The organism is Sphaerospermopsis torques-reginae ITEP-024 (assembly GCF_019598945.1).
Lineage (GTDB): Bacteria > Cyanobacteriota > Cyanobacteriia > Cyanobacteriales > Nostocaceae > Sphaerospermopsis.
Genome location: NZ_CP080598.1, coordinates 302536 through 326401 on the forward strand (window position 1 = coordinate 302536; position 23866 = coordinate 326401).

Annotated in this window: 15 protein-coding genes; 5 read left to right on the plus strand and 10 right to left on the minus strand. The window is 35.1% G+C overall.

The annotated features are described in order from the left end of the window. Window positions 1-85: 85 nt before the first annotated feature. The 5 genes from K2F26_RS01300 to K2F26_RS01320 all read right to left on the minus strand — a co-directional run bounded on the left by K2F26_RS01300 (window position 86) and on the right by K2F26_RS01320 (window position 13453). Window positions 86-391, minus strand: coding sequence for a phosphopantetheine-binding protein (locus tag K2F26_RS01300; protein ID WP_194052681.1), 306 nt, complete (start codon window positions 389-391; stop codon window positions 86-88). Window positions 392-395: 4 nt separating this feature from the next. Continuing rightward, window positions 396-1724: a phthiocerol/phthiodiolone dimycocerosyl transferase family protein gene (locus K2F26_RS01305; RefSeq protein WP_220611736.1), complete on the minus strand. Its 1329-nt coding sequence runs from the start codon at window positions 1722-1724 to the stop codon at window positions 396-398. A 2-nt stretch (window positions 1725-1726) separates the two neighbouring features. Further along, complete coding sequence (locus K2F26_RS01310; protein WP_220611735.1) at window positions 1727-3382, minus strand: PfaD family polyunsaturated fatty acid/polyketide biosynthesis protein; 1656 nt, start codon at window positions 3380-3382, stop codon at window positions 1727-1729. Between the two features lie 168 nt (window positions 3383-3550). Then, window positions 3551-6349: a PfaB family protein gene (locus K2F26_RS01315; protein ID WP_220610058.1), complete on the minus strand. Its 2799-nt coding sequence runs from the start codon at window positions 6347-6349 to the stop codon at window positions 3551-3553. A gap of 138 nt (window positions 6350-6487) precedes the next feature. Beyond that, window positions 6488-13453 carry a type I polyketide synthase gene (locus K2F26_RS01320; protein WP_220610059.1) on the minus strand — a complete coding sequence of 2322 codons (6966 nt, stop codon included), beginning with the start codon at window positions 13451-13453 and terminating at the stop codon, window positions 6488-6490. A gap of 1006 nt (window positions 13454-14459) precedes the next feature. Here K2F26_RS01320 and K2F26_RS01325 point away from each other — a divergent pair. The 4 genes from K2F26_RS01325 to K2F26_RS01340 all read left to right on the plus strand — a co-directional run bounded on the left by K2F26_RS01325 (window position 14460) and on the right by K2F26_RS01340 (window position 18641). Next, window positions 14460-14783 carry a hypothetical protein gene (locus K2F26_RS01325; protein ID WP_096565517.1) on the plus strand — a complete coding sequence of 108 codons (324 nt, stop codon included), beginning with the start codon at window positions 14460-14462 and terminating at the stop codon, window positions 14781-14783. 428 nt (window positions 14784-15211) lie between these two features. After that, a complete protein-coding gene (locus K2F26_RS01330) occupies window positions 15212-16411 on the plus strand; it encodes an ABC exporter membrane fusion protein (RefSeq protein WP_220610060.1) in 1200 nt (399 codons plus the stop codon). A gap of 208 nt (window positions 16412-16619) precedes the next feature. After that, window positions 16620-17792, plus strand: a complete 1173-nt coding sequence (gene devC / locus K2F26_RS01335; RefSeq protein ID WP_194052689.1) for an ABC transporter permease DevC — start codon at window positions 16620-16622, stop codon at window positions 17790-17792. A 159-nt stretch (window positions 17793-17951) separates the two neighbouring features. After that, complete coding sequence (locus tag K2F26_RS01340; RefSeq protein WP_220610061.1) at window positions 17952-18641, plus strand: DevA family ABC transporter ATP-binding protein; 690 nt, start codon at window positions 17952-17954, stop codon at window positions 18639-18641. A 611-nt stretch (window positions 18642-19252) separates the two neighbouring features. On the opposite strand, the gene K2F26_RS01345 is transcribed toward K2F26_RS01340, so the two are convergent. Then, window positions 19253-20029: a glucosamine-6-phosphate deaminase gene (locus K2F26_RS01345; RefSeq protein ID WP_220610062.1), complete on the minus strand. Its 777-nt coding sequence runs from the start codon at window positions 20027-20029 to the stop codon at window positions 19253-19255. Between the two features lie 104 nt (window positions 20030-20133). On the opposite strand from K2F26_RS01345, the gene K2F26_RS01350 reads away from it, so the two are divergent. Next, complete coding sequence (locus K2F26_RS01350; RefSeq protein ID WP_220610063.1) at window positions 20134-20820, plus strand: HAD family hydrolase; 687 nt, start codon at window positions 20134-20136, stop codon at window positions 20818-20820. Window positions 20821-20882: 62 nt separating this feature from the next. On the opposite strand, the gene K2F26_RS01355 is transcribed toward K2F26_RS01350, so the two are convergent. From K2F26_RS01355 to K2F26_RS01370, 4 genes are all read right to left on the minus strand, one after another. Further along, window positions 20883-21185 (minus strand): DUF6881 domain-containing protein, encoded by a 303-nt coding sequence (locus K2F26_RS01355; RefSeq protein ID WP_220611737.1) that lies wholly within the window; start codon window positions 21183-21185, stop codon window positions 20883-20885. A 309-nt stretch (window positions 21186-21494) separates the two neighbouring features. Further along, entirely contained in the window at window positions 21495-21932 is a 438-nt protein-coding gene (ybiA, locus tag K2F26_RS01360; protein WP_220610064.1) for a riboflavin biosynthesis intermediates N-glycosidase, read from the minus strand. Window positions 21933-22006: 74 nt separating this feature from the next. Next, the gene (locus tag K2F26_RS01365; RefSeq protein WP_220610065.1) at window positions 22007-22351 is read right to left on the minus strand and encodes a DUF6464 family protein; all 345 of its coding nucleotides are present in this window, start codon (window positions 22349-22351) and stop codon (window positions 22007-22009) included. 81 nt (window positions 22352-22432) lie between these two features. After that, window positions 22433-23788, minus strand: a complete 1356-nt coding sequence (locus K2F26_RS01370) for a helix-hairpin-helix domain-containing protein (protein WP_220610066.1) — start codon at window positions 23786-23788, stop codon at window positions 22433-22435. Window positions 23789-23866 lie beyond the last annotated feature (78 nt).

Genomic DNA, 23866 nt, shown 5'->3' on the forward strand with positions numbered 1-23866 from the left:
TTCGTGTCTTTCTTCGTATCGTGTTATTTTGTGAAAAATGCTGGAAACTACAAGCTAAATTCTTACAAAAATGTTTATGTATTGTTTAAATCTGCAAAATTTCTGAGTCTGAATTTTCTAATTCTTCAGCTAATCTCTGTGCCAATTCTTCAATGGTGGGATAATACCACAAATGGATTAGAGATAATTTAAATCCCAAAAATTTCTCAGCTTTACTCGCAAGTATTATGGCTTGAGATGAATCTAAACCGTAGCTATCTAACGGTTCTCGAATATCTATTTCCTCTGGGTTAACTCCCAATATATGAGAAATATTATCTATTAGCCAAGCTTGAATATCTGCGGTATTAACGGCTGTTTTTACAGGGTGTTGATAAAGATTTTCGCTCATTTATTTATGCACCTCTAATTTTTGCAGTATTGGATGATAAATTAAGGATGTAACAGACAACTTGATTTACCATATCTTCCATTGTCTCCCGACTAATTGAAGGTTGAGAAAAAACGAAGTTTAACAGCATTTTGCCTTGAAAAGTTGCCACATGAATCACAAACATACCTGCATATAAAGAATGAGAACCTGCAAAACTGATCTCTTCTAGTTCTAATTCACCATACGATTTGGGAATGTTTACCTTGCCAATATTAGATACTGAAACTGTAGCTGCTACTTGTTGAGGAAAGAGAAAACAAAACTTGGTCAGATACTTGGCAAGTAATACCATATTAAAAATATCACCATGCTTAATTCCCAATTCTAAATTTTGTTTGACTTCCCTTGCTAATTCCCAAACAGATGTATTTTGGTTTATGGTGTGAAATCCCATCAGAGATGTAGCTAAAACAGCTAAGTTTTCCTTATTAATTGCAGGTTGCAAACGTCTGCGTAAATCAAGATAAGATAGACAATTCATGCAGACACTTTTTTGATTTGGTTTTATAATTTTTCTAGCTACTGTCAACATGAGTAAGGCACATAAAGCACTGTTGACTGTGGTATTTTCTAGCTGACATTGAGCAATAAAATTTTCAGTTGCATCTGCAAAAATTTGTTTATGGATAATTGCACAATTCCGTTGATAAATGGATACATACTTTTCAACCTCTAATGTTTTTGGTTGTTTCCAAAACTTTTGCAATCCAATTTTTAACAATAATAAAAATCTGCTTGTATTCCCTCTCCAACCTTGTGTATATTTGGGTAGTAGTTTTTCAATGGGTGGTAGTTGTTCTAAGGTGGTAACTTGTTTAATGGTGTCACCAGATGTAAGTCTTTGGTAATAAGTGAAAATTTCTGAATGCAGTTGAATACTGGATAAACCATCAGAAATTGCATGGTGCAAGGTGGAAATTAGATAATTAATTTTTGGCTCATCCTTGATAGTAACTATGACAACTCTCATTAGACATTTGCTACTATCAATTGCCTCATTCATTTCTTGATTAACAACTTCTTGCCATTGTTCCTTATCTAAATTTATAACTGTTTGCAAAGGGATTTTTTCTGTACCTATGGGTTGAAAATAAAAACGATTTTGAGAATGGATAATGCGAGAATTTAGACTAGGATGGCGATATTGAATAATATCTAAAGCCTGTCTGATAACTGCTTTTTGGAGGTTGCCGTTAATGCGACTAATAGTAACTAAATTCCAGGTTTTAGCACGGCTATTGAGGATTTCCATTGTTGCTTCCAGACTGCTTAATTCTCTGTTATCTGGCATAGTCATAATTTTTCTGGAAAATATTGACTGTATTCATCTGGAATTTGTAGTCCTTGAATTTTTAAGTTTTGGATGCGGTATAAAAATGTTGCTCCTGTCATAATGTGGTCAGCAACTTCTACCACTTTACGATTTTTTGGTTCAGCTAAGTATGAACCTCTCACCCAATCATTAAAGCTACCCATTGCCGGTCCACACCAAATTTGATAGTCAATTTCTCGACCTTTTTCTCCACTGTTAGACCACCGAGAAGACAATCCTAAATACCAACGAAAAATTAGAGCCATTTTCAGTTTAGGATTACTTGCAGCTTTGGTTAATTTATCTGGGTTGCGTTGGGATAAATAATTAACTGTTTCTTGCCAAATTTCTTGCACAGGCTTTTTCAAAATTTGATTTTCTAGTTTCTCTATTTCCGCTAGGGGAATTTCTTCAATTGAATTATAATTTTTGTATAATTCATATAATTTTTGAGCGCGGAGAGGAAAGAGTGTACCACGTTTGAGAACTTGCAATTTTACACCCATTTCAAACATATCTGCGGCGGGAGCCATCATCACATCAGCCATTTCGGCTTGAGCTAATAATTCTTTGGTGTATTCAGAAGTTCCGGCTTCAATGCAAGATTGATTTATAGAACCTGTGACAACATAAGCAGCACCCATAATAAAGGCAGCTAAGGCTGATTTTGGTGTGGAAATTCCGCCAGCTACGCCAATTCTGACGGGGTTTTCATATCTGTATTTATTTTGAAATTCATCTCTTAATTCTAAGATGGAAGGTAATAAACATATCAGGGGACGATTATCTGTATGACCTCCAGAATCTGCTTCTACTGTAATATCATCAGCCATAGGAATTTTGCTGGCAAGATTGGCTTGTAATTCACTAATTAAACCTTGTTCAACTAATTGTTTAAGGATTTTTGTAGGTGCAGGTTGCAAAAATTTAGTGGCAACTTCGCGGCGAGAAACTTTGGCGATGACTTTATTTTTGATTTGGATTTGATTGGCTGAATTTAAACTTAATCCTGCGGCTCGATAATAAACAATGTTGTCAGTTAAATCTAAAAATGCAGATGCTTCAACAATTCTGACTTGATGTTTGAGATATAAATTAATGCTAAGACGTTCAATTGCTGGTTCACTGGGACTATGGAGTAAGTTAAAAGCGTAAGGTTTTTGATTTAAGGCTTGCTGAATTTTGTTAATAGCAGTCTCGACACGGGAAGGGGATAAACCTCCTGCACCAAAGACACTTAAAATTCTTTGTTTACCTAGTGCAATTACCATTTCTTCTGATGCTATTCCTTGAGCCATTGCCCCAGTCATATAGGCATATTTTACACCATAAAAATCGAGAAACCTTGTATCACCTAGTTGTTGAATTGCTAAGGGTGGAACAGCCATTAACATTTCCATCTGGGCTGTTTTACCATTATTGACATGAGATAAATTACCTTCGTTTGTGATGCCAATTATCCCTTCATTTCTAACTATATAACATGGTTTTTCTAAATTCCTCAGTTTTAATTTAATTTGTTCTGCATCAAAGGAAACATTTTTAAAATTACCTTGCCAATTTTGATGATGGTTGATAAATAAGTTAGAAAAATGGAGATTATTTTCTTGATTCGATCTATTTTCTGTATTGTACATTTGAGCCAACCTCTTAACATCTAATGTGGTTTTGGGAACTCCGAAAAATAAATTATTCAATTAATTGATATTATCTAAACTTCCTGCACCTGATTCCTTTATCTATTAGTAAATTACCTTATTTGGGCGGGCAAGATGCCCACCCCACACATACACCACAAATACAGGTTATTTAATTTTTGCTCCTTGTTCAACTATCTTTTTGTAAATGCCTATTTTTTGTTGAATTAAACAATTGATTTGCTGTAATGATGCTTGGCGTGATTTTAATAAAAAACTGTGAGCTTTATTCATGAGTGCATTGTTATCACTCAATTTTTGATAGTGCAGATTAGAGGGATGATGGGTGATAGATTTTAAATCTTCCAGAGAAATTAAAGGTGGATTTTGGAAATTACTGTTGGGTTTTAATTGAACTTGAGTTTGACTATTTACCCCAGAAAGAGAATACAAGGGTGATAAATCTAATTCAACTTGATGGCTGACGAGTTTGGCTAATCCTCTAATAATTGAAGTATGATCATCTACTCCCCTTCTATTCATAGATACAGCGAGGTGTTCTTTTTCTTTGAGGGTTGAATTTATCCAGCGGGTACAATTGCTACCAACTCCTACTTCAATAAATATTCTGATGTTGTCATTGTAGACGCGGTTAATTAAACGGGGAAAATCAAGTTGTTGACAGAGACTTTTAGCAATGTTATGTCCTATAGTTTGACTATCAATTGTAATTGGTTCGTAATTTGCAGCCGAATAAAAAGTAGATTCTGGTATTTCTTGAATCGGCAATGTGTTAATTTTCGCAAGTTCATTGTACTCTGATTCCATTGGTTGACAATGAATTACATGATTTATTGATGTAGGAAAAGCATCACATTTTAGTTCTTCAATGACTCGTTTACAAGCTTGTATTTCTCCTGCAATCACAACTTCTTCGGGTGTGTTAATTAATGAAATATACACACGGTTTTCATGTTTGATTGCTTCCTTAACTTCTGATATTGGACATATAACAATGTAGTTACTCCAAAATTCTGGAACATTGCTATTTAAAGGTATCCCCCAAGCTTTACGAACTGCATTTTTCGTTCCTGATAGTTGGGTTTTAAATAAAGGAGATGAGTTCAAGTAATCACTGGTATTTTTAAAGCTAGTCCAAATACCTTGGGCTAACATCATGCTGGTTTCACCAAGACTGTAGCCAAAAGCGCATTGAGATTGAATTTGAAAATAATTTTTGAGAATTGCTGTGATGATCCCAGCAATGCCAACTTCTGCCTCCAGCATTGTTACTGGGTCATCTATTAATTGCTGTTCTATGACTTCTAATTGTCTTTTTGTCAGTTTATTGATGCTGCGGGGATAAATTATTTTTTCAATCTTAGCAACTCGTTCATAAACGTTGTTAATTACTGGATCGTCATAAATTTTCGGAAATAGTCGGAAGAGGTTACGACCTATGCCAAGATAAGATGTGAAAGAGCCGGGATAAACGAAAGCAATTTTACCTTTTTTTCCCTGTGGGTTGGCTGTAAAATAACTGCCAAGAGGAGTTTGCCAATCTTTGCCAGTCTCAAAGGCAATGTTAACACCTTGAATTGCCCGATCTATTTCTCTTGTTAATTCTTCTTGATTACGTGCTAAAATTGCTATGGTGTAATTTTGATTTTGATGTTTTTGATGTTTTTGAAATTCTCTAAATGTTTGGTTAGCTAGTTGGGATAAAGTAGGATAATTTTGCAGATTTTTTTGCAGTGTGAAAATTTTGTCTAGGAGTGAAGATTGATTTTTGGCAGCTATAGCAAATAAATAATAAGGGATTTGTTCTAAATATTTGCTGCTGCGTTCTATTTGACTGGGATCTTCTGACAAAATTAAATGTACATAACTGCCATCAGCTTCCATGCTATTAATAGCAGCTATTCTTCTATTCGCACCTGATTCTAAAAACCAAGGTTTAGATTCTGTGGCAACATAAAAAGGACTACCACGCCAAACATCTGGTTTTTTTACACCACTCCATTGGGGAACTGCGGGAATGTAGCGGTAATATAAACAAAGTGCTGTTTTAATTAAGCTGATAATTCCTGATGCTGTGTGAGTGTCACCAATGTTAGCCTTAACGCTACCTAAAGCACAATTGAAATAACTATTTAAATTTGTTTCTCCTGTTGTATAAGCTGTGATTAAACCTTGAATTTCTGCTTCATCTTGTTGGGTAATTCCACTAGCATAAACTTCCAGATAACCAATATCTTTGGCTTCAATTTCTGCCAGAGAAAAAGCTGTTTGACAAGCTTGGGTGACAGCTTCTGGTTGATATGGAGAATTTTGCAATACACTTAAAGCATCAATTACTGCATATATGCAATTATTCTCTTCTCTGGCTACATCATGAAGTTGCAATACTACTGCTGCTGCACCTTCTCCTGTTAAAGTTTCATGAGCGTTTCGGTCATAACTGAGGGTCTGTATATCTATGCGGTGATTTTCCTGTCTAGCAAAGTTCATTGCTGCTAATAAAACAGCATCTACTTGCTTATTTGTTAAGAGCTTTTGTGCTAAATTTAAGGCTGAAAAAACTGAATTTTCTTCAGCAAAAGCGGGACTTGTTGCATCCCAAAGCCGGGAAATATAGCTGGCTAATTTATCTTGGTGCTGAGTTTGGGATTTACTCACCATGATCACTGCAATTTTTGTATCTGGTCGCAGTTTAATATTTTTGAGAGTATTATCAGCCACTTTTAACATTAATTGTTGTTGTGGTGATAATTTTTCAATTTCTGCTAAGGGAATTGGTAAGGATGATATTTGACTATCGTTTTGACTATAATTAATAGGTGTAAAATATTGTTTTCCTTGGTAAATACTGCGTTCAAAATCGTCTAATTCTTGACAATCACTAACAAGACAATTCATGCCGATAATTGCCATTTTTGGAAGTTTATTTTGTGCAAATTCTTTCATGATCATTCTCCATTTTTCAGAATTAATAGAAGATATCACGCAAAGTCGCAGAGAAAAGAAGATTATTATCTAATGCAGAGATTCAGAGGGTAAAATCTACATTTTTGCTCTGTGTCTCTGCGTTTTTGCCTGAGGTATCTAACCTATTTGTTTGGTCAAAAGTGTTCCTTTAGCGCCAATCATGCGATTATAAATTTGTCCTTGTTGATTGTGGGTAATAACATCAGCAACTACGTTTGATTCTGTTTTGGATTTGACTTCACAAGTTACATAAAATGTTTCCCCAAAGGGAACGGGTGCAAATTGTTCAAAGTTGAGAATTTCTGAGGGTAAACAACCTATTTGATGAAAGTGTTGTGTCCAAATCCAGAGAGAATGAATCTGCACATCTGCTATATAGGGGTTGAATGTCTGCACTGGAAATTGTCCCTGTTGCTGTGCTGTTGGTTCTGGTAATTTACATTCAATGGTGAGTTTACCAGGACTAGCATTTAATACTGATTTTACGCCTTGAAAGATAGTTCCGTGAAATAGGCTACTTCCCCCATTTTGATATAGTAATGGATTGGTAGATAGAAATTGTTCATCTTGGTTTAAGTTCAACAATTCATAGTTAGGAGGTGTGGGAATTTCCCGTTTTAAAATCAGATTCGTACTGAAATGATATCTGATTTTTCCTTCGGGGGTGATACTGCTAATTTTAGCAGCTATTTGTATTTCTTTGTTTTCAATTTTAGCAATTTCTTGAATTTCTAGTGTGTATTCATTTGCTGAATTTTCATCAAAGACAATTCCTTTTAAAACTTTGAAGTTAGGACAACTAAAGGCTTTAAAACCGGGATATAGTTGTTCACAAGTGTTAGCCATCCATAATAGTCCACAAGTTGCGGGAAGCACGGGACGACCTGCTATAACATGATCGTGTAAAAATGGATTGGATGCTAATGTTAATTGACGTTTGATGTGATAGGTTTTTAAGTCACTGGGTAAGGTGGGAGGAATATAAACTAAGGGACTACCAATTACTACTTGTGTTGTATTTGAATTGGTATTTCTCAGTTCATTAACTAACATTTGTGTGCCGATTTCTAGGGGTATAGTTTCAATTCCTCTTTCTGCAAATGCTGTCTTTAATTCTGGTGATACCATGCCACTCTCCCAGGGACCCCAGTTAATAGCAACTACATGACAATGAGGGTAATTCTGTTTGATAATATGGGCTGATTTGTTGAGGATTTCGTTAGCAAGTGCATAATCTGATTGTCCCACATTTCCATAAAAACCAACTACTGAAGAAAATAAGATTAAATATTGCAGTTGGCTTGGTGGTACACAATGCAGCAGGTTTTCTAAACCTTGAACTTTGGCAGTGTAAACTGTTTCAAAGTCTTGAATTGTTTTTTTCTCAATTCGTTTATCAGCTAAGTTACCAGCACCGTGAATAATTCCAGTTATCGCCCCTAACCTTTCAATTACAGGTGCAAGTTTTTCTGTTAATAAATTTCTATCAGTGATATCTACACTCAAATATTCAGCTTTTCCTCCTGCTTTTTCAATGGCTTTTAATGTATTTTGAATTTTTCTTTGAGAGGAAATCAATTGATATTTTCTTTGCACCATGATGGGGGTTGGTTTTTCTCCTTTGGCGAGAAAATCCTCCATAATTTGCTGTTTTAATTCCGCTTCATTTTCATAACCCTCTGCCCAAACTGGTTCTGGTTCTGTACTGGAACGACCTAAAAGAATGAATTTACATTGAGATTCTTGGGCTAATTTAATCACACATTGGGCAGTGATTCCTTTTGCGCCACCACTAACTAAAAATACTTGATCTTTGGTAATGGGTAATTGATGATTAGTAATGGTTAATGGGGTAGGTTCTGCAACTAAAGTAAATCTACCTTTGTTGTTATATCCTACTTCTGTAACTAATAAATTTGGATCTTGCAATTCTGCAAGGATGTATTTTACCGATGTTTCTGCATTTAAATCAGGACTTAAATCCAGGGAACGACAAAATACTGTTTCCCATTCTTGATTTAAACTTTTAGTCAGTCCAAATAGTCCCGCACTAATAGGACTAAAATTATTGGTTTTTCCTAATCCAAATTCCCCATCTAACCGCGCAATGCTTAAAAAACAACTACGTCCTTTTGTTGCTGCTTGATTGAGTGATTCTTTGAGATATTTGGCGATTAAAAAGACATGACGGAGAATGGTTTTTTCTGTTTCCGAACTATCACTGAATACAGAGTGTAGATGAATGAAAGAACCTACAAGACCAAACTTATTAGAAATATCGGTTAACTGTTGCTCTAAACTTTCTTCTTGCCAATCATTTAATTTTATCTGATTAATTCCTACAGGTAAATCTGATTGCGTAGAGGGAAAGCTTAAAACTACAATTTTACAACCTCTACCTGTTAAAATCCTAGCTAATTTTTCGGTCGTTGGTGAACCATCATCAGTGATTAAAACAATGTGATTTTCAGGAATGGTGAAATCTAAACTATCAGGTTGGGGTAGTGGTTTTAATTTTGCTGGACTGCGAAGAATTTTGTGATGAAATTCCCGTTCTTTGACATCCTGTTTTTCTTGCGTCAACAACTGGGTTAAACCCTCAGCTTGATGTTGCATATACTCGGCAATTTCTCCCAGTGTCCGCAGTTGTCCTAATTCTTCTGGATTCGGTTTGGGTAAGTCGGGATAAAGTTCTAGCAGTCCTCCTAAAATTTCTACTCTTTTGATGGAATCAATTCCTAAATCTGCTTCAATATCCATTGAGAGTTCTAACATTTCTACAGGATAACCTGTTTTATCACTAACAATGTTGAGCAGAATCTTACTCAAATCTGTGGGGATTTTTATTTGTTGATTTTCAGATTTAACTAATACATCTTCGTTGGAATAAATGACAATTGCAGCATTAGTTTGTGTATCACTCAGATTGGTTGAATATGCCAAAAATTGTGGTTCATGTTCAACAGTTTTATGAGGAACTTCTACAAACATTTGTGCGGGTAATTTTTGAGTTTCTTTTGTTTCTGAATTCTCTACTTTTTGTTCTATTTTTTGATTTAGCAACTCTGGAACTAGAGTTTTTATATACTCGGCAATTTCTCCCAGTGTCCGCAATTGTCCTAATTCTTCTGGGTTGGGTTTGGGTAAGTCGGGATAAAGTTCTAAAAGTCCTCCTAAAATTTCTACTCTTTTGATGGAATCAATTCCTAAATCTGCCTCAATATCCATTGATAAATCCAACATTTCTACAGGATAACCTGTTTTATCACTGACGATATTGAGTAAAGTTTGGCTAAGATTGGAGGTATCAATATTAATTGAATTTTTGGAGATGACGGTGATGGTATTTGAATTTTCTGCTAACGTCTTCTCTGGTTGAGGAGGGGAAATAAACCTCTCCCCTAACCCCTCTCCTACAAGGGGAGGAGAAATATTAAAATCATTTTCGTTAATTAAGGTTTTTCCGTTTTCTTGTGCTTTTAGGAGATGTTTAGGAAGAGGTTGAGAAGGAGATTGGGGTTGATTTATATCATCAGTAATCTGCAAAAAATCATAATGTTGTTGCAGTAATTGAAAGTAATTATTGGCGTAGTCTTGCTGATAGTTCAAATATTTTTCATGTATGCGGATAGTTTCAGCTTGATGATCATGCAGCCGCATCATGCTACGTTCGCAACTAGAAATTGCTAGTTGTTGTGTTTGCGCTTGATGTTCATTTACTTCATCATTTGCTAACAACGAATATTGTTGTTGCATTAATTCGTAAAATGTCTTTGTGTACTCTGTTTGATTTTGCAAAGATTGTTCATGGGCGTGTGTAATATCACTTTGTTGGCGAGTAAATTCTGCTAATGATTGTTCTAATCTGTCAATAACTCGGTCGTAATTAGGAAGTTGAATTTCTACTTTTTCAACTTTTTCTAATTTGCCATTACTACCATTATTCACAGTCTGAGCATTACTGCTTTTTTCTACTAACACTTCCTGATTTTGAGGGACGGTAATTTTGTTATCCGCAACTGGTTGTGGTTGTGGGTGATGTTCATTAACTTTTGCTGTTTCCGCTTTGATAACATGACCATTTTCTAAGGCTTTAGCAAATGCTTTTTGTGCTTTGTCGGTAATATTTGTACTATTCAAACGCACATTCAAAATTTTCTTTTGATCCTTTTTATTAACTTCGGGTATTTTAGTTTCAATTTGGTAGGGATCTAGATTTTGCAAAGGTACACCAGCAACTCGCAACTGTATTATTGCTTCTCTTAATAGCAAATCGCTATTTTTGTGATAATTCCCATTTAAAGCTACAGCTATATGGGGTTTTTCTCCCAAAATTTCTTTCACTAAGTTGGTGAGAACATTTTTTGGTCCAAACTCAATAAAGCAATAACCACCAGCGGCATATATATTCTCAATTTCTTGTTGAAATAACACCTGATTTAACAAATGTTGTTGGAGAATTTTTTGCATTGCTGCGGGTTCATTTGGGTACAATTCTCCTGTGACATTAGTATAAACTGGAATCTGCGCTTGATTAAAAGTTACCTTTTCAATTGCTTGGGCAAAAGGTTTCTGGGCATGGGCTACTAATGGTGTATGAAAAGCAGCGGAAACTCCTAATAAAAATGTTGAAAATCCTTTTTCTTGCAAAACATTTTGCACTTTGCTAATTTCTGCTTTCTTCCCAGCTAATACTACTTGATTTTGAGAATTACAATTAGCAATAGCAACTTGAGGAAAGTCTTTAATTAATTCCGTTACCTGACTGACATTACCTTTAACTGCCAACATTCCCCCGGCATCAATTTCTGTGGGTGTGGCCATTGCTTGTCCTCTAGCTTTGACCAAGAAAAAATAATCTTCTTCACTTAAAACACCCCCCGCCCACAAAGCTGTTAATTCTCCAAAACTATGACCGGCAACAAAATTTGCTTTCAAACCTGCTTGTTGTAATATCTTGTACAACCCTGCACTAAAAGCGCCAATTGCTGGTTGTGCATATTCGGTTTTTTGCAGTGTTTCTAGTTGCTTTTGTTTATGTTCTGCATCAAAAACTGGTGGTGGAAATACAACTTCAGATAAAGAGTTTAACCCATCTTTGCAAAACAAATTATCTATCTGATTATAGGTTTGACGTAAGTTAGGAAAGTTAATGACTAATTCCCGTCCCATTTCCAAATATTGCGAACCTTGTCCAGAGAATAAAGCTACTATTTTTCCTGTAGTTTCTATTCCTTTTTGTCGGTAATAAATTCCTTTTGGGTGTTCCCAAGATTCAGATTGCGGTTTATTTTTTAGTAAGTCAATAATGACTGGTAAAAATTCCGTTGCTTGTGTCAAAGATGCTGCTACAAATCCGACTCTGGGATAATTGATGGGAATTTCTAATTTTTCAGATTCTGTAATTAGTTGTTGATAATGTTGTTCTTTATTTTCTGATTGTAGTTGTCGTTGGATATTCTCACAGCGAGATAATAATTCTGCGGTTGTGGGTGCAAATAATAAAATTGATTTTGCAGAATTGTGTAAACGATACGAGTGATCATGTTCATTGGTGTATTCCTCTAAAACAACATGATAATTTGTGCCTCCAAAACCAAATGCACTTACTCCGGCGCGTCTGGGTTGGTTACTAATCCAAGGTCTAGTTTCTGTGTTTAAATAAAATGGTGAATTTTCAATATTCAGTTTTGGATGTGGTTGAGTAACGTTAATTGTGGGTGGTAATACTTTATGATGCAATGCTAACGCTGTTTTAATTAAACTTGCAGCACCAGCGGCGGCTTTGGTGTGTCCAATTTGGGATTTAACTGTTCCCAAAGCAATATATTGTTTTTTAGGATTGTTGTCACTAAAAACTTCAGTTATGGATGTAAATTCTGTGGGATCTCCTACCATTGTTCCTGTGCCATGTGCTTCAATTAAACCCACAGTTTCTGGTGAAAAACCGGCATTTTCATAAGCACGACGGAGGGCTTTTACTTGTCCTTGGGAATGGGGGGCGTAAATGCTTTTATATTTGCCATCGCTGGAACTGCCAATACCTTTAATTACTGCATAGATGCGATCGCCATCTCTCACTGCATCATCCAGGCGTTTAAGTACCAACATTCCCACGCCTTCACCTAACATCATGCCATCAGATTCTGCATCAAATGGTTTAACTTTTTCTCCCGGAGAAACCGCAGGAGTTTTACTAAAACACAGATAGGCAAAAATCGAATTATCAGTATCAACTCCGCCGGTTATCATCATGTCGGCGCGATTTTCAACTAATTCGCTAATTGCCATTTTTAATGCACCTAAAGAACTAGCGCAAGCAGCATCAACTACACAATTCATACCGCCTAAATCTAGTCGGTTGGCAATACGTCCAGAAATCACATTAGCTAACATTCCGGGGAAGGCGTTTTCTTCCCATTGCACATAAGCACTTTTAATTTTCTCAATTACTTTTTGGGTATCTTCATCCGATAAACCGCTGTTTTTCAAAACTTTTTCCCACACTGGATATTGCAATCTTGAACCTAAAGGTACTGCTAATTGTCTACCAATTGCTACACCTAATATTACCCCAGTGCGTTCGCGGTTAAATTCTCTAGATTCACTATAACCAGCATCTTCCATTGCTGCTTTCGCAACTACCAAACCTAATAATTGAGAAATATCTGTCACCTCTAAAATATTTGGTGGTAAACCAAATTCCATCGGATTAAAATCAATATCTGGGATAAATCCACCCCGTTTACAGTAAGTTTTATCCGGTGTTTTGGGATCAGGATCATAGTAATCATCTATATTCCACCGAGAAGGAGGAACATCAGTAATACAATCTACTTTTTGAATAATTTTCTCCCAATATTCCTGTAAATTTTTTGATTGGGGAAATATCGAAGCCATGCCAATAATTGCTATGTTAGTTTGTTGCAATTGGCTATTAATTTTACTGTCTAAATTGGTGTGTTCTGTTTTGTGATCGCGCATATTTTTCTTCACCTTAATAAGCTTGAGCAAAGCCTTTTCACAATTACTAACTTCATCTTGCAATTGTGCTAACGCAGCTTCAAATTTGGCAGCAGCCATGACAATATCTTTGTTTATTGTGCGATTGACTTTTTTTGAGAAAGTTGTTATTTAAATTTGGTAAAATGCTTTGATCGGCGGCTCAAGCAAGGATAGTTTCATAGAAAAAACTTAATCCTCTTCCCTGTAACTTCAAATTGCCGCTAACTTATCTTGATATTAGACTGGTGACAAATCTTTTACAACTTATATGCAACTTAGATGCAACTAAATCAAGTTGGATGAAATCTAAGTTTGCTTGAGCTTGAGATATATTAATTCGTGAGCTTTTTGCTTATCCAATTACTATCAAATTTAGCTGATGATTTTTATTTGATTACAAAAGTTGCATATAAATTGCATATCTTTGAAGGTAGGGAATAGGGAATAGAAAGAACAAAAAAAGCTCAGGTACAAACAAGGATATTTATTCAACTAGTTATTCACTGATGGAAGTATTTTTACAAGTTTGTGAATTTTGCATCTATCCCAAAGCAGATTTTTTATCTTATTTAAATAAGATTTAACTAATATTTAAATTACTAACATATTTAATAATTGATGAAGCTATATCTTATAAGAAAAGAAAAATATCTGTAATTTTAATAACTACCGACTATATCTAAAGTATGAGAATAATCATTTTTGTGGATCAAAAAGCGTTTAAATTAGGTATTTAAGTATCAAATGCAAATAAACTATATTGATGAATTTTCAATCTGTCAAGCTACGTGCAAATTTTCTTGAATAAATTTGTTGCATAGGACTTGAAATTGATCATTAATCAGTTTATTGTGTGTGATTGAATGATGTAAATGTAAATCCATGCTGTTCGTTTAACGTAGTGGGTAGATCCAGAATTTAGGTTGAGTGAATATATAAATTCACTTTATTAATTCATCAATCTATCCACTCTTAACCACCCAGTATTGCAGTAAAAATTCATGCAATTTAACCAGATTGTGTGTAGATTGTGTGTAAATTTCTGCAACATGGTAATTACAAGAAACTATAAGGGCTTGCTGGCATGAGACTATCTGAATTAGATCCACTCATACCGCTAAATGAGTTGAGAGAAGAACTGCTGAAATTACCAAAAGGCTACTCTTTTTATGAAGATGAATTGGTAGAATTTCTATCACGACGTAGATGGCCAGAGAGCGATCGCCGAATTGATAGAACAACTTTTTGGCGGTGGCGCAATGACAACGGAATTGAACATCAAAAAGTATTCAGCCGCTTGGATATCCTCAAATTGTGCCAAATTTGTGATCATTATCGCGTGGATGGAACTCGCAGTGAATACTTGGCAATTATGAAAAAGAAAAAAGAAGTGATGCTCAACAAATAACCATGCACTTTGCAGGTGCAGCAAATACTAAATAGCTCTGCTCACAGCCGATACAGCTAAGGAATTGATGGATATATATCCATCTTCCTAGCTCTATCTTTACCAAATTTATCAAATATTAATAACCACAAAAAACATAAGAATTTAGGATTTAGGAGTCAGGAGTCAGGAGTCATAATGTTTGATCAATCGGTTGACTATCAAAAATTAATTATTAGCGTAACCGTTAAAAAGCTGACTGCTGACATCTGAATGCTGAGGTTAAGTTGCACCAACATTATCAGGGAATGCTATCAAGTGTACTGCTCTATCTCTTGGATTGATTTTATTGATCGAGATAGCAGCTTCTATTAACCCCATGAGGGGAAAAACAACGTGCTAATTGCCAATTGAAACACATAATTAAAGGCATAATTAAAGGCATAATTATGGTACACAAAGAAAAGCAGTCATTCGCAAACCCTGTAAATTGGTTGTCAATAACTTTGGCAATGACTACAGTTGTAGCTACTGGCGTAGTATATTTTTACAGTCTTTCACGTTTTAATTCCAAATCTAAATCAAACGAACCAATTCCTATCAGCAGTCCTAGTCCAATAGTGACTGCTGTTGCTGCTTTAGGACGTTTAGAACCTCAAGGAGAAATTATTCGTTTGTCTGCTCCAGGTACACAATTGGGGGGTGTAAGAGTAGCCAAACTTTTGGTAAAAAAAGGTGATAAAGTTCGTGAAGGAAAAGTATTAGCAATTCTTGATAGTTACGCTCCTAATCTAGCAGCTTTAGAAAAAGCTAAACGACAGGTACAAGTTGCCGAAGCTAATCTTAAAAGAGTAGAAGCTGGAGCAAAAAAAGGTGATATTTATGCCCAAAAAGCAACAATTGCTCGTTTAGAAGCTGAGTTAAGAGGTGAAACTTCTGCACAAAAAGCAACAATTGCTCGTTTAGAAGCTGAATTAAATAATGCAGAAACAGAAAATCAAAGATATCAAAAACTATATCAAGATGGTGCTATTTCTGCTTCTGATGCTGATACTAAACGCTTACGCAGGGATACTGTACAACAACAATTAAATGAAGCCAAAGCTGCCTTAAATCGAACTGTAGCAACGTTGCAAAAACAGTTAAATGAATCCCAAGCTAGACTTGATAGTATTGCCGAAGTTCGTCCTACCGATGTGCAAGCAGCGAAAGCAGATGTTGAAATTGCCAAAGCATCAGTGAAACAAGCTCAAGCTGAACTAGATTTAAGTTCTATCCGTTCACCAATAGATGGACAAGTGTTAAAAATTAATGCTTGGCCAGGAGAAATAATTGGTAGTAATGGCATTGCTGAATTAGGTAACACTCAACAAATGTATGTAGTCGCAGAAGTCTACGAAACTGATATTAAAAAAGTGCGTTTAGGTCAGTCCGTAGAAATTACTGCTGATGCTTTTACAGGAAAAATTCAAGGCACAGTTACAGATATTGGTTTGCAAGTTAGTAAACAAAATATCTTTAATAATAATCCCGGTGCTGATACCGACAACAAAATAGTTGATGTCAAAATTCGCATTAATGACCCAAAAGACAACCAAAAAGTTGCAGCTTTAACTAACTTACAGGTTGAGGTAATGATCAAAATATAAGCTAATAATTCAGGAGTCGTAGGGGCGAAGCATTCGGAAAATAACCTGTGATAAAAATTGATAATTGTTCGCCCGAATGCTGATGCTTCCAGCACGCTTCGCGAACGCCCGTACAGGAGTCAGAATCTTTAACAATTAAAAAGCTGACTGCTGATTGCTGAATGCTGACATTTAATCATTCTAATTGATACTTTCAGAGGTTTTAAATATGATTTTGAATATACCTCTAGCTTGGCTACAATTAGCTAAACAAAGAGTTCGCTTTTTTGTAGCTTTAGCTGGAATTGCTTTTGTTGCTGTTTTGATGTTTATGCAAATCGGTTTTCAAGACGCTTTGTATGCTAGTGCTACACAATTGCATAAAAATCTGCAAGGAGACTTATTTTTAATTAGCGCCCAATATAGGTCTTTAACATCTAATCAAAGTTTTCCCCGCAGTCGTTTATATCAAACTTTAGGTTTTGCAGATGTGTCAGCAGTCGATCCTTTATATGTACAGTTTGCTAAGTTCAAAAATCCCATTAATGGGCGTAAGTATCCTATCTATGTATTAGGATTTGATCCAGTAAAATCAATCTTTAAATTACCAGAAATACAAGATGATTTTAAGTCACTGCAAATACCTGATCAAGTATTTTTTGACCGTGCTTCACGTCCAGAATTTGGACCCATTGCTGAATATCATCAGCAAAATAAACCTGTGACTATGGAAATATTTAGTTATACAGGTTTAGTAGGTTACAGAGTTAAAGTTAGTGGTTTATTTAGTCTCGGTCCTTCCTTTGGAGTTGATGGTAATTTAATTGTTGGTTCTTCTACCTTTATGCGAATATTTGCTGGGCGAGATGCGGATGACATAGACATAGGTTTAATTCACCTCCAACCTGGTGCTGATTCCAAAAAAGTTTTGACAAATTTATCAGCTAAGTTACCCAAAGATGTTATCGTTATGACTCGTAAAGAATTTATTGAATTTGAAAAAAGTTATTGGACTTTAAGAACACCGATTGGATTTGTATTTAACTTAATGGTGATCATGGGTTTTGTGGTTGGAGTAATTGTTGTTTATCAAATTCTTTATAGTAATATATCTACCCATTTCGTTGAATTTGCTACTCTTAAAGCAATGGGTTTTAAAAATAAATATCTCTTACGGGTGGTTTTTCAACAGGCTTTAATTTTAGCAGCTTTGGGTTATATTCCCGGTTTTGCTATATCCTTGGGACTTTATGATCTTGCCAAAAATGCAACTCAGTTACCGATGACTATGGATATGAACAAAGCATTAATAGTGTTAATTTCTGCTATTGTCATGTGTTTAACTTCAGGATTTTTCTCTACTAATAAATTACGCAAATTAGATCCAGCAGAAATTTTCTAATTAATATTTCAGGAGTCAGAATGCTGGTGAAACCAGGAATAGAAAGAAAGCTTTCAGAGCTTATGATAATTATCTAGTTAGACTGGAAAATATGTTCTTTTTCGCTAGTCTGGATTCTGAAGAGTTACTTTTATCAACCCATATAATATTATGGATTTTATGGAATCAAAGGCAATTTTAGAAATTAGTAATCTCAATCAATACTTTGGTACAAGCAAATTAAAAAATCAGATATTATTTGACATCAATTTATCAATTAAATCTGGTGAAATTGTCATTATGACTGGTCCTTCTGGTTCAGGAAAGACTACTTTATTAACTTTGATTGGTGGTTTGCGTTCTGTACAAAAGGGAAGTTTAAAATTTATTGGAGAAGAATTATGTGGAGCAGGAAACAATAAATTAGTGCAAGTCCGTCGTCAAATTGGTTATATTTTTCAAGCTCATAATTTACTTGACTTTTTAACAGCTAGACAAAATGTACAAATGTCTTTAGAATTACAACCAAACATTTCTGAATCGGCAGCTAGAATACAATCAGAAGCAATGCTTCATGCTGTAAAATTAGGCGATCGCATTAATTATTATCCATCCGATCTATCTGGAGGACAAAAACAAAGAGTTGCTATTGCTCGTGCTTTAGTTAGTCATCCTAAATTAGTCTTAGCTGATGAACCTACCGCAGCTTTAGATAGTAAAACAGGTCGAGATGTTGTTAATTTGATGCAAGAATTAGCACGGGAACAAAATTGTGCTATTTTAATGGTGACACATGATAACCGTATTTTAGATATTGCTGACCGAATCATTCACATGGAAGATGGTAAGTTAATTAAACAAGTTTCATAACTCTTTCAAGAGTAAAGAATTTACAGCAGTTTTCATGTATTTGTACCACATCCTTCTTGTTATCTTCCTTTCTTCCTTTGCGCCTTTGCGTCTTTGCGTGAGATTAAAAAATGTGGTTCATTTACCTGAAAATCGCTGTAAACAGTATCTATAAGAGTTAGTAAAATTTGGGAGTTTGAATTATGTCTTTTGGTGGATAAAATATCTACTTTGAGAATGAGGTAATAATTTTCCTATTTATGTACATTTATGTAAAGTATAGGAATGTCATGGTCAGATCCCCTAATTCTCCAAGAAGTCGGGGATCTATCCACTGACATACTTATCTTTTAAATTGTCAATTCACATTTGAAAATTCACATTTTAGATTCACAATTAATTGTATTATGATGCAAGATTTACTTATTTGCTTACAAGAAGCAACTTTATATTTTATATTTAGAAAGTCCTGGATTCCTAAAAGTTTTGATCAATGTTTTGTCAATCTTACCTGTGGATGTCAAAACCCTGGAAAAGAAATGAAATGTGAAGATTGTCCATATTTAGAAAGTTGCTTGTCTAGTTGGAAATTACATCAAAAATATCTTCAACAAAAGCCAAAATTCAGCAGTTTAAGAAGATAGTAAACTAGCAGAATTTACATCTAAACATAAGACGGCTTGTGGTTGTGTTCGTAAAATTGAAGCTGGGCAATTTGTGTGAATTGACTCATGTAATATCTCTTTAACTATTTTGGCTTTGCGTGTTGCTGGTGCTAAACAAATAATTTTTTTAGCTGCACAAATCATAGGTATAGTTACAGTAAAAGCATACTGGGGAACGCTTTCTAAGTTGGGAAAATATCCGGTTTTCACTTGTTGCTGACGGTTGACTTGATCTAGTTTTACTAATTTGACACTAGCAGCATCTTCAAAATTAGCAACTGCGGGATCATTAAAAGCTAAATGTCCATTTTCTCCCACACCAAGAAGACACAAATCAATGGGTTGAGCTTTTAATAATTTGGTATAGCGATCGCACTCCGCAACAGGTTCTAAAGCATCTCCTTCTATATAGTAAAATTGCTTTGGAAATACCCTTTTTTCTACACGCTCCCGCAAATAATACCGGAAACTTGCAGGATGATCAGCATTAATTCCTAAATATTCATCAAGGTGAAATAAAGTTATCTTTGACCAATCTATCCCACCTAAAGTAATTAAAGCATCCAAAAATTTAAGTTGAGAATTTCCTGTAGCTAATAATAAAGCAATTGTCTCCTGTTCTTGCAGCAGTTTATATAGATACTTCTGTACAATTTCAGCAACATCCTGCGCCATTTCTGTTTCCGATTTATAAATCTGCACCAGGAGATCCTCGACATGAAAAGATGTTGTAGCAGTATTCATAATTTATTGACAAGATAAAAAAAGAATGTGGGGATTTTATGGACTCATTTACGCTAAACTAAGTAAATTAACTTAATAGTTGTTTACATTTTAGCAAAAAAATCATGCTGACAGCAATTCTCTTTGATCTAGATGGAACTATTGTCAATACTGATCCTATACATTACCAAGCTTGGAGAGAAATGCTGTTAAGTCACAGCATCGAAATTGATGAAAGTTTCTACAAATCCCGCATTAGTGGACGAATCAACCCAGAAATTGTCAATGATATTTTACCACATTTATCATTAGCAGCAGGTGAAAAATTTGCAGATGAAAAAGAAGCTCTTTTCCGTCACCGTGCTTCCCACCTGCAACCCCTAGCTGGTTTTTCTGAACTTATAGAATGGACCAAAACACATCAGATAAAACGCGCATTAGTAACCAATGCTCCCCGGTTAAATGCGGAATTTATGCTGGAAGTTCTGGGAATTAAAGACGTTTTCCATACTATTGTTTTAGCAGATGATTGTCTAGCAGGTAAACCCGACCCTGAACCCTACAAAGTTGCTCTCAATAAGTTAGGAATTACAGCAGAACAAGCTATTGCTTTAGAAGATTCTCCTTCTGGTATTCGTGCTGCTGTTGCTGCTAATATCCCCACTATTGGTATTGCTTCTACCCATGATCCCCAAGTCTTACAAAATATGGGGACATTCATGGACATTCCCGATTTTACTGATTTGCGTCTATGGACTTTCATTAATTCCTCGATAACAGTCAATTTAGCTCAGTTATCATCTACATTTTGATGAATTTTTGAGATTTTTAATACAGGTAATTCCCTTAACTCCTAACTCCTAATTCCTAACTCCTATTTATTAATAGGGGTTTTACTTTGCCATATTTGTTCAAATTCTGCCTCGGAAATTTCAAATTCCTCAATATCTTTATCATCTAATTTTTTATCGCAGAGCATTCCATAATCATCGGATGAATGGCTTTTATCATAGAATAATACATTGCCATTTTCATAAACTTCTATTTGTCTACGTGCATATAAATCACTATCAAGTTCCATAAAGTAGGTGCTACGACCCCAAGAATCATATTCACCCCCAAGTGATACATCCCAAGACCATTTGTAATATTTCTTTGTTTTTTGTAATGTAGTCATATCGCAATCCTCTTTCATTTGTGTTTCATTTGTAATATTTTGCATGGTCTAGCTATAGTTATTTTTTGATGCAGGTAACGGACAACAAGTAATAGATTTTCTCACATAATTCACATAATATTTACGAATGCCATAGATAATTTCACTCCTCATCTACAGATAGTTACTTGAATTTTTATGACTTCCAAATAAAACCTCTACAATACCTATTTTACCTATTAACTAGGATAAAAATTGATGATAATAAGATTTTACTAAAATTTTAATTGAAATTCAGCAATATTTCTAGTCTGAGTATTTAGTTAAGTTTTAGTTAAGTCGGATGATTTCCCGGACTTCCATTAAAATTTGTCCCAGCATATTTTTTCCACTACCATCAGATCCACAACCCCAATAATAATCTATCAGTGAATTTTCCACTATTTCCTCATCACCTGTAGATAGGAGAATCTCCCTAATATCTGCATGGGTAGAAAACTTACATAACAACGCTTTTCGCATAATATCATCTTTTACGTCTTCCCAATCTGAACGTAGAGGACGAGTCCTTTGTCTGCCCATTTTTGGAGCTTCTTTAGGTGTTTTAACAAGCCTAATTTGTTCTACATGATGTGTACCAATAAACTTTTGTGCTTGAAAGTAATGTTCACTGGTTAACCAATATAAATCATCTAATACAAATCCGTGCGGTGAAAAGTTAGAAAAACAACCATATTGTTCAAGAGTATGATAAAAGTAGATTGTCATGGAAATTATACCTGTCAAATGATTCTTGTTTTCATATTGAGAATGCAATAATTTTATATTATATGGTTGTATAGTTAAATTTGCTTGCTACTGGTTAACTCTCTAGGTTCATAGTGACGGCAGTTTTGACAAGGACCGCTAGGGTTGACAGCACAACGGACGTAACCAGATCGAGCATTAAATTTACAACTAATATCACCTATTAAATAGCCTACACCCTCTAAATAATAGCGATCGCCTTCGTTGATGGGTTCTGCACAATCGTCTTGAACTGGTCTTATATATGATTCTATCTGGGAATAGTTAAGAGTTACTTGTCTCCTGCGTGCGCTTGTCCGTTGCTGGTTTTTGCGAAGTACCCACAAAGACCATAGAGCCGGCAAAAAACCAATGAAAAGCAACAGTATTGTTTTGAACATTTTCACTTTACCTCTCAGTTTACCTCATTTTGACATTGATTTTTTCTCAAATATTACTGATTACTGATAGCTGAATACTTACTAATTATCCGTCAATTGTTTGACATGAGCAGAAAAGTGAGCATTTCTTAAAGATTGTATAGTTAAGAAAGAATCTTGTACCCAATATTTCTTACCAAAACGCACCAGTTGACGAGAATTTCCTGCCTGAATAATACCAATTACAGGAACTTTTGCTTGATTATTGTCCCCTGATTGTTCTGTTAAAATTGAACTTAAATGACGCTTGACTTCAATATCAGTAGCTTCCTGTGGATTTAATTCCACTACTACCATCTGCACTTTTTCAACTTGTTCGGCATCTTCAACAATAAATTGAGTTTGTTCATCTCGTTTGTCTACTTTTCCCCAAATGATTAATCTGGTATCTATTTCCAATAATGAACTAACTCGTTCATAAGTTTTAGGAAATACAACCGCTTCTGATGCTGTGGTTAAATCTTCTATTTGTAAAATTGCCATTTGGTCACCTTTTTTAGTCATCACTTTTTTCACGTGATTGAGCATGACAACTGCACAAATCAATGTTTTATCTTTTTGTTCTCCCAACTGTGCCAAATTAATTGGTGAGAGCAAAGAAGATGATTGTTTGATATTTTTCAGAGGATGAGCGGATACATAAAAACCTAATAATTCTTTTTCCATCCGCAACTTTTCCTGTGGGGGATAATCTAAAACTGTTTCAGCTTTAGGTGCAGATTCAAAACCATTATTAGTTTTTGTTTGCGTACCATTATTACCAAATCCTCCCCCCATCAAATCAAAGAGATTTCCCTGTCCAATAGCTCTATCTTTAGCACGAGATTGCGCCCATTCATAGACTAATTCTAAATCTTTAATCAATTGATGGCGGTTAGGTTCTATTTTGTCAAAAGCTCCACATTGAATCAATGATTCTAAAGTACGGCGGTTAACAGCACGTAAATCAATGCGATCGCAAAAATCAGCCAGAGATTTAAATACTCCTGCTTCTACTCTCGCTTCTAAAATACAGGCGATCGCATTTTGTCCCACATTTCGCACGGCAGAAAATCCAAATAAAATCTTATTATCTGCGGGGGTAAAATCCAAACCTGAGCGATTAATATCCGGCGGATCAATTTCAATTCCCATAGTTGTGCAGTTGTTAAGATATTTCTGCACTTTATCTGTATCACCACTGTTAGCGGTTAACAGTGCTGCCATATATTCTAATGGATAATTAGCTTTTAAATATGCTGTTTGATAAGTGACATAACCGTAAGCTGTAGAGTGGGATTTATTGAAACAATTAGAGGCAATTAAACCATTTTTTATGGCGAAATTATGATCTTTCTCAACACCAATATCATAAACATTGGCTTCACCTACGTATTGACGGGAAATTATTTTAACCATATTACTTATACCATTTTAGATTTTAGATTTTGGATTTTGGATTTTAGATCAGGCTTAGATTTGTTATCTTTGTACTAG

Bases quoted from the DNA above. Each gene is read 5' to 3' on its own strand.
- K2F26_RS01300 (WP_194052681.1), bottom strand. From the start codon at position 391: ATGAGCGAAAATCTTTATCAACACCCTGTAAAAACAGCCGTTAATACC.
- K2F26_RS01305 (WP_220611736.1), bottom strand. From the start codon at position 1,724: ATGCCAGATAACAGAGAATTAAGCAGTCTGGAAGCAACAATGGAAATC.
- K2F26_RS01310 (WP_220611735.1), bottom strand. From the start codon at position 3,382: ATGTACAATACAGAAAATAGATCGAATCAAGAAAATAATCTCCATTTT.
- K2F26_RS01315 (WP_220610058.1), bottom strand. From the start codon at position 6,349: ATGAAAGAATTTGCACAAAATAAACTTCCAAAAATGGCAATTATCGGC.
- K2F26_RS01320 (WP_220610059.1), bottom strand. From the start codon at position 13,453: ATGGCTGCTGCCAAATTTGAAGCTGCGTTAGCACAATTGCAAGATGAA.
- K2F26_RS01325 (WP_096565517.1), top strand. From the start codon at position 14,460: ATGAGACTATCTGAATTAGATCCACTCATACCGCTAAATGAGTTGAGA.
- K2F26_RS01330 (WP_220610060.1), top strand. From the start codon at position 15,212: ATGGTACACAAAGAAAAGCAGTCATTCGCAAACCCTGTAAATTGGTTG.
- devC (WP_194052689.1), top strand. From the start codon at position 16,620: ATGATTTTGAATATACCTCTAGCTTGGCTACAATTAGCTAAACAAAGA.
- K2F26_RS01340 (WP_220610061.1), top strand. From the start codon at position 17,952: ATGGAATCAAAGGCAATTTTAGAAATTAGTAATCTCAATCAATACTTT.
- K2F26_RS01345 (WP_220610062.1), bottom strand. From the start codon at position 20,029: ATGAATACTGCTACAACATCTTTTCATGTCGAGGATCTCCTGGTGCAG.
- K2F26_RS01350 (WP_220610063.1), top strand. From the start codon at position 20,134: ATGCTGACAGCAATTCTCTTTGATCTAGATGGAACTATTGTCAATACT.
- K2F26_RS01355 (WP_220611737.1), bottom strand. From the start codon at position 21,185: ATGACTACATTACAAAAAACAAAGAAATATTACAAATGGTCTTGGGAT.
- ybiA (WP_220610064.1), bottom strand. From the start codon at position 21,932: ATGACAATCTACTTTTATCATACTCTTGAACAATATGGTTGTTTTTCT.
- K2F26_RS01365 (WP_220610065.1), bottom strand. From the start codon at position 22,351: ATGTTCAAAACAATACTGTTGCTTTTCATTGGTTTTTTGCCGGCTCTA.
- K2F26_RS01370 (WP_220610066.1), bottom strand. From the start codon at position 23,788: ATGGTTAAAATAATTTCCCGTCAATACGTAGGTGAAGCCAATGTTTAT.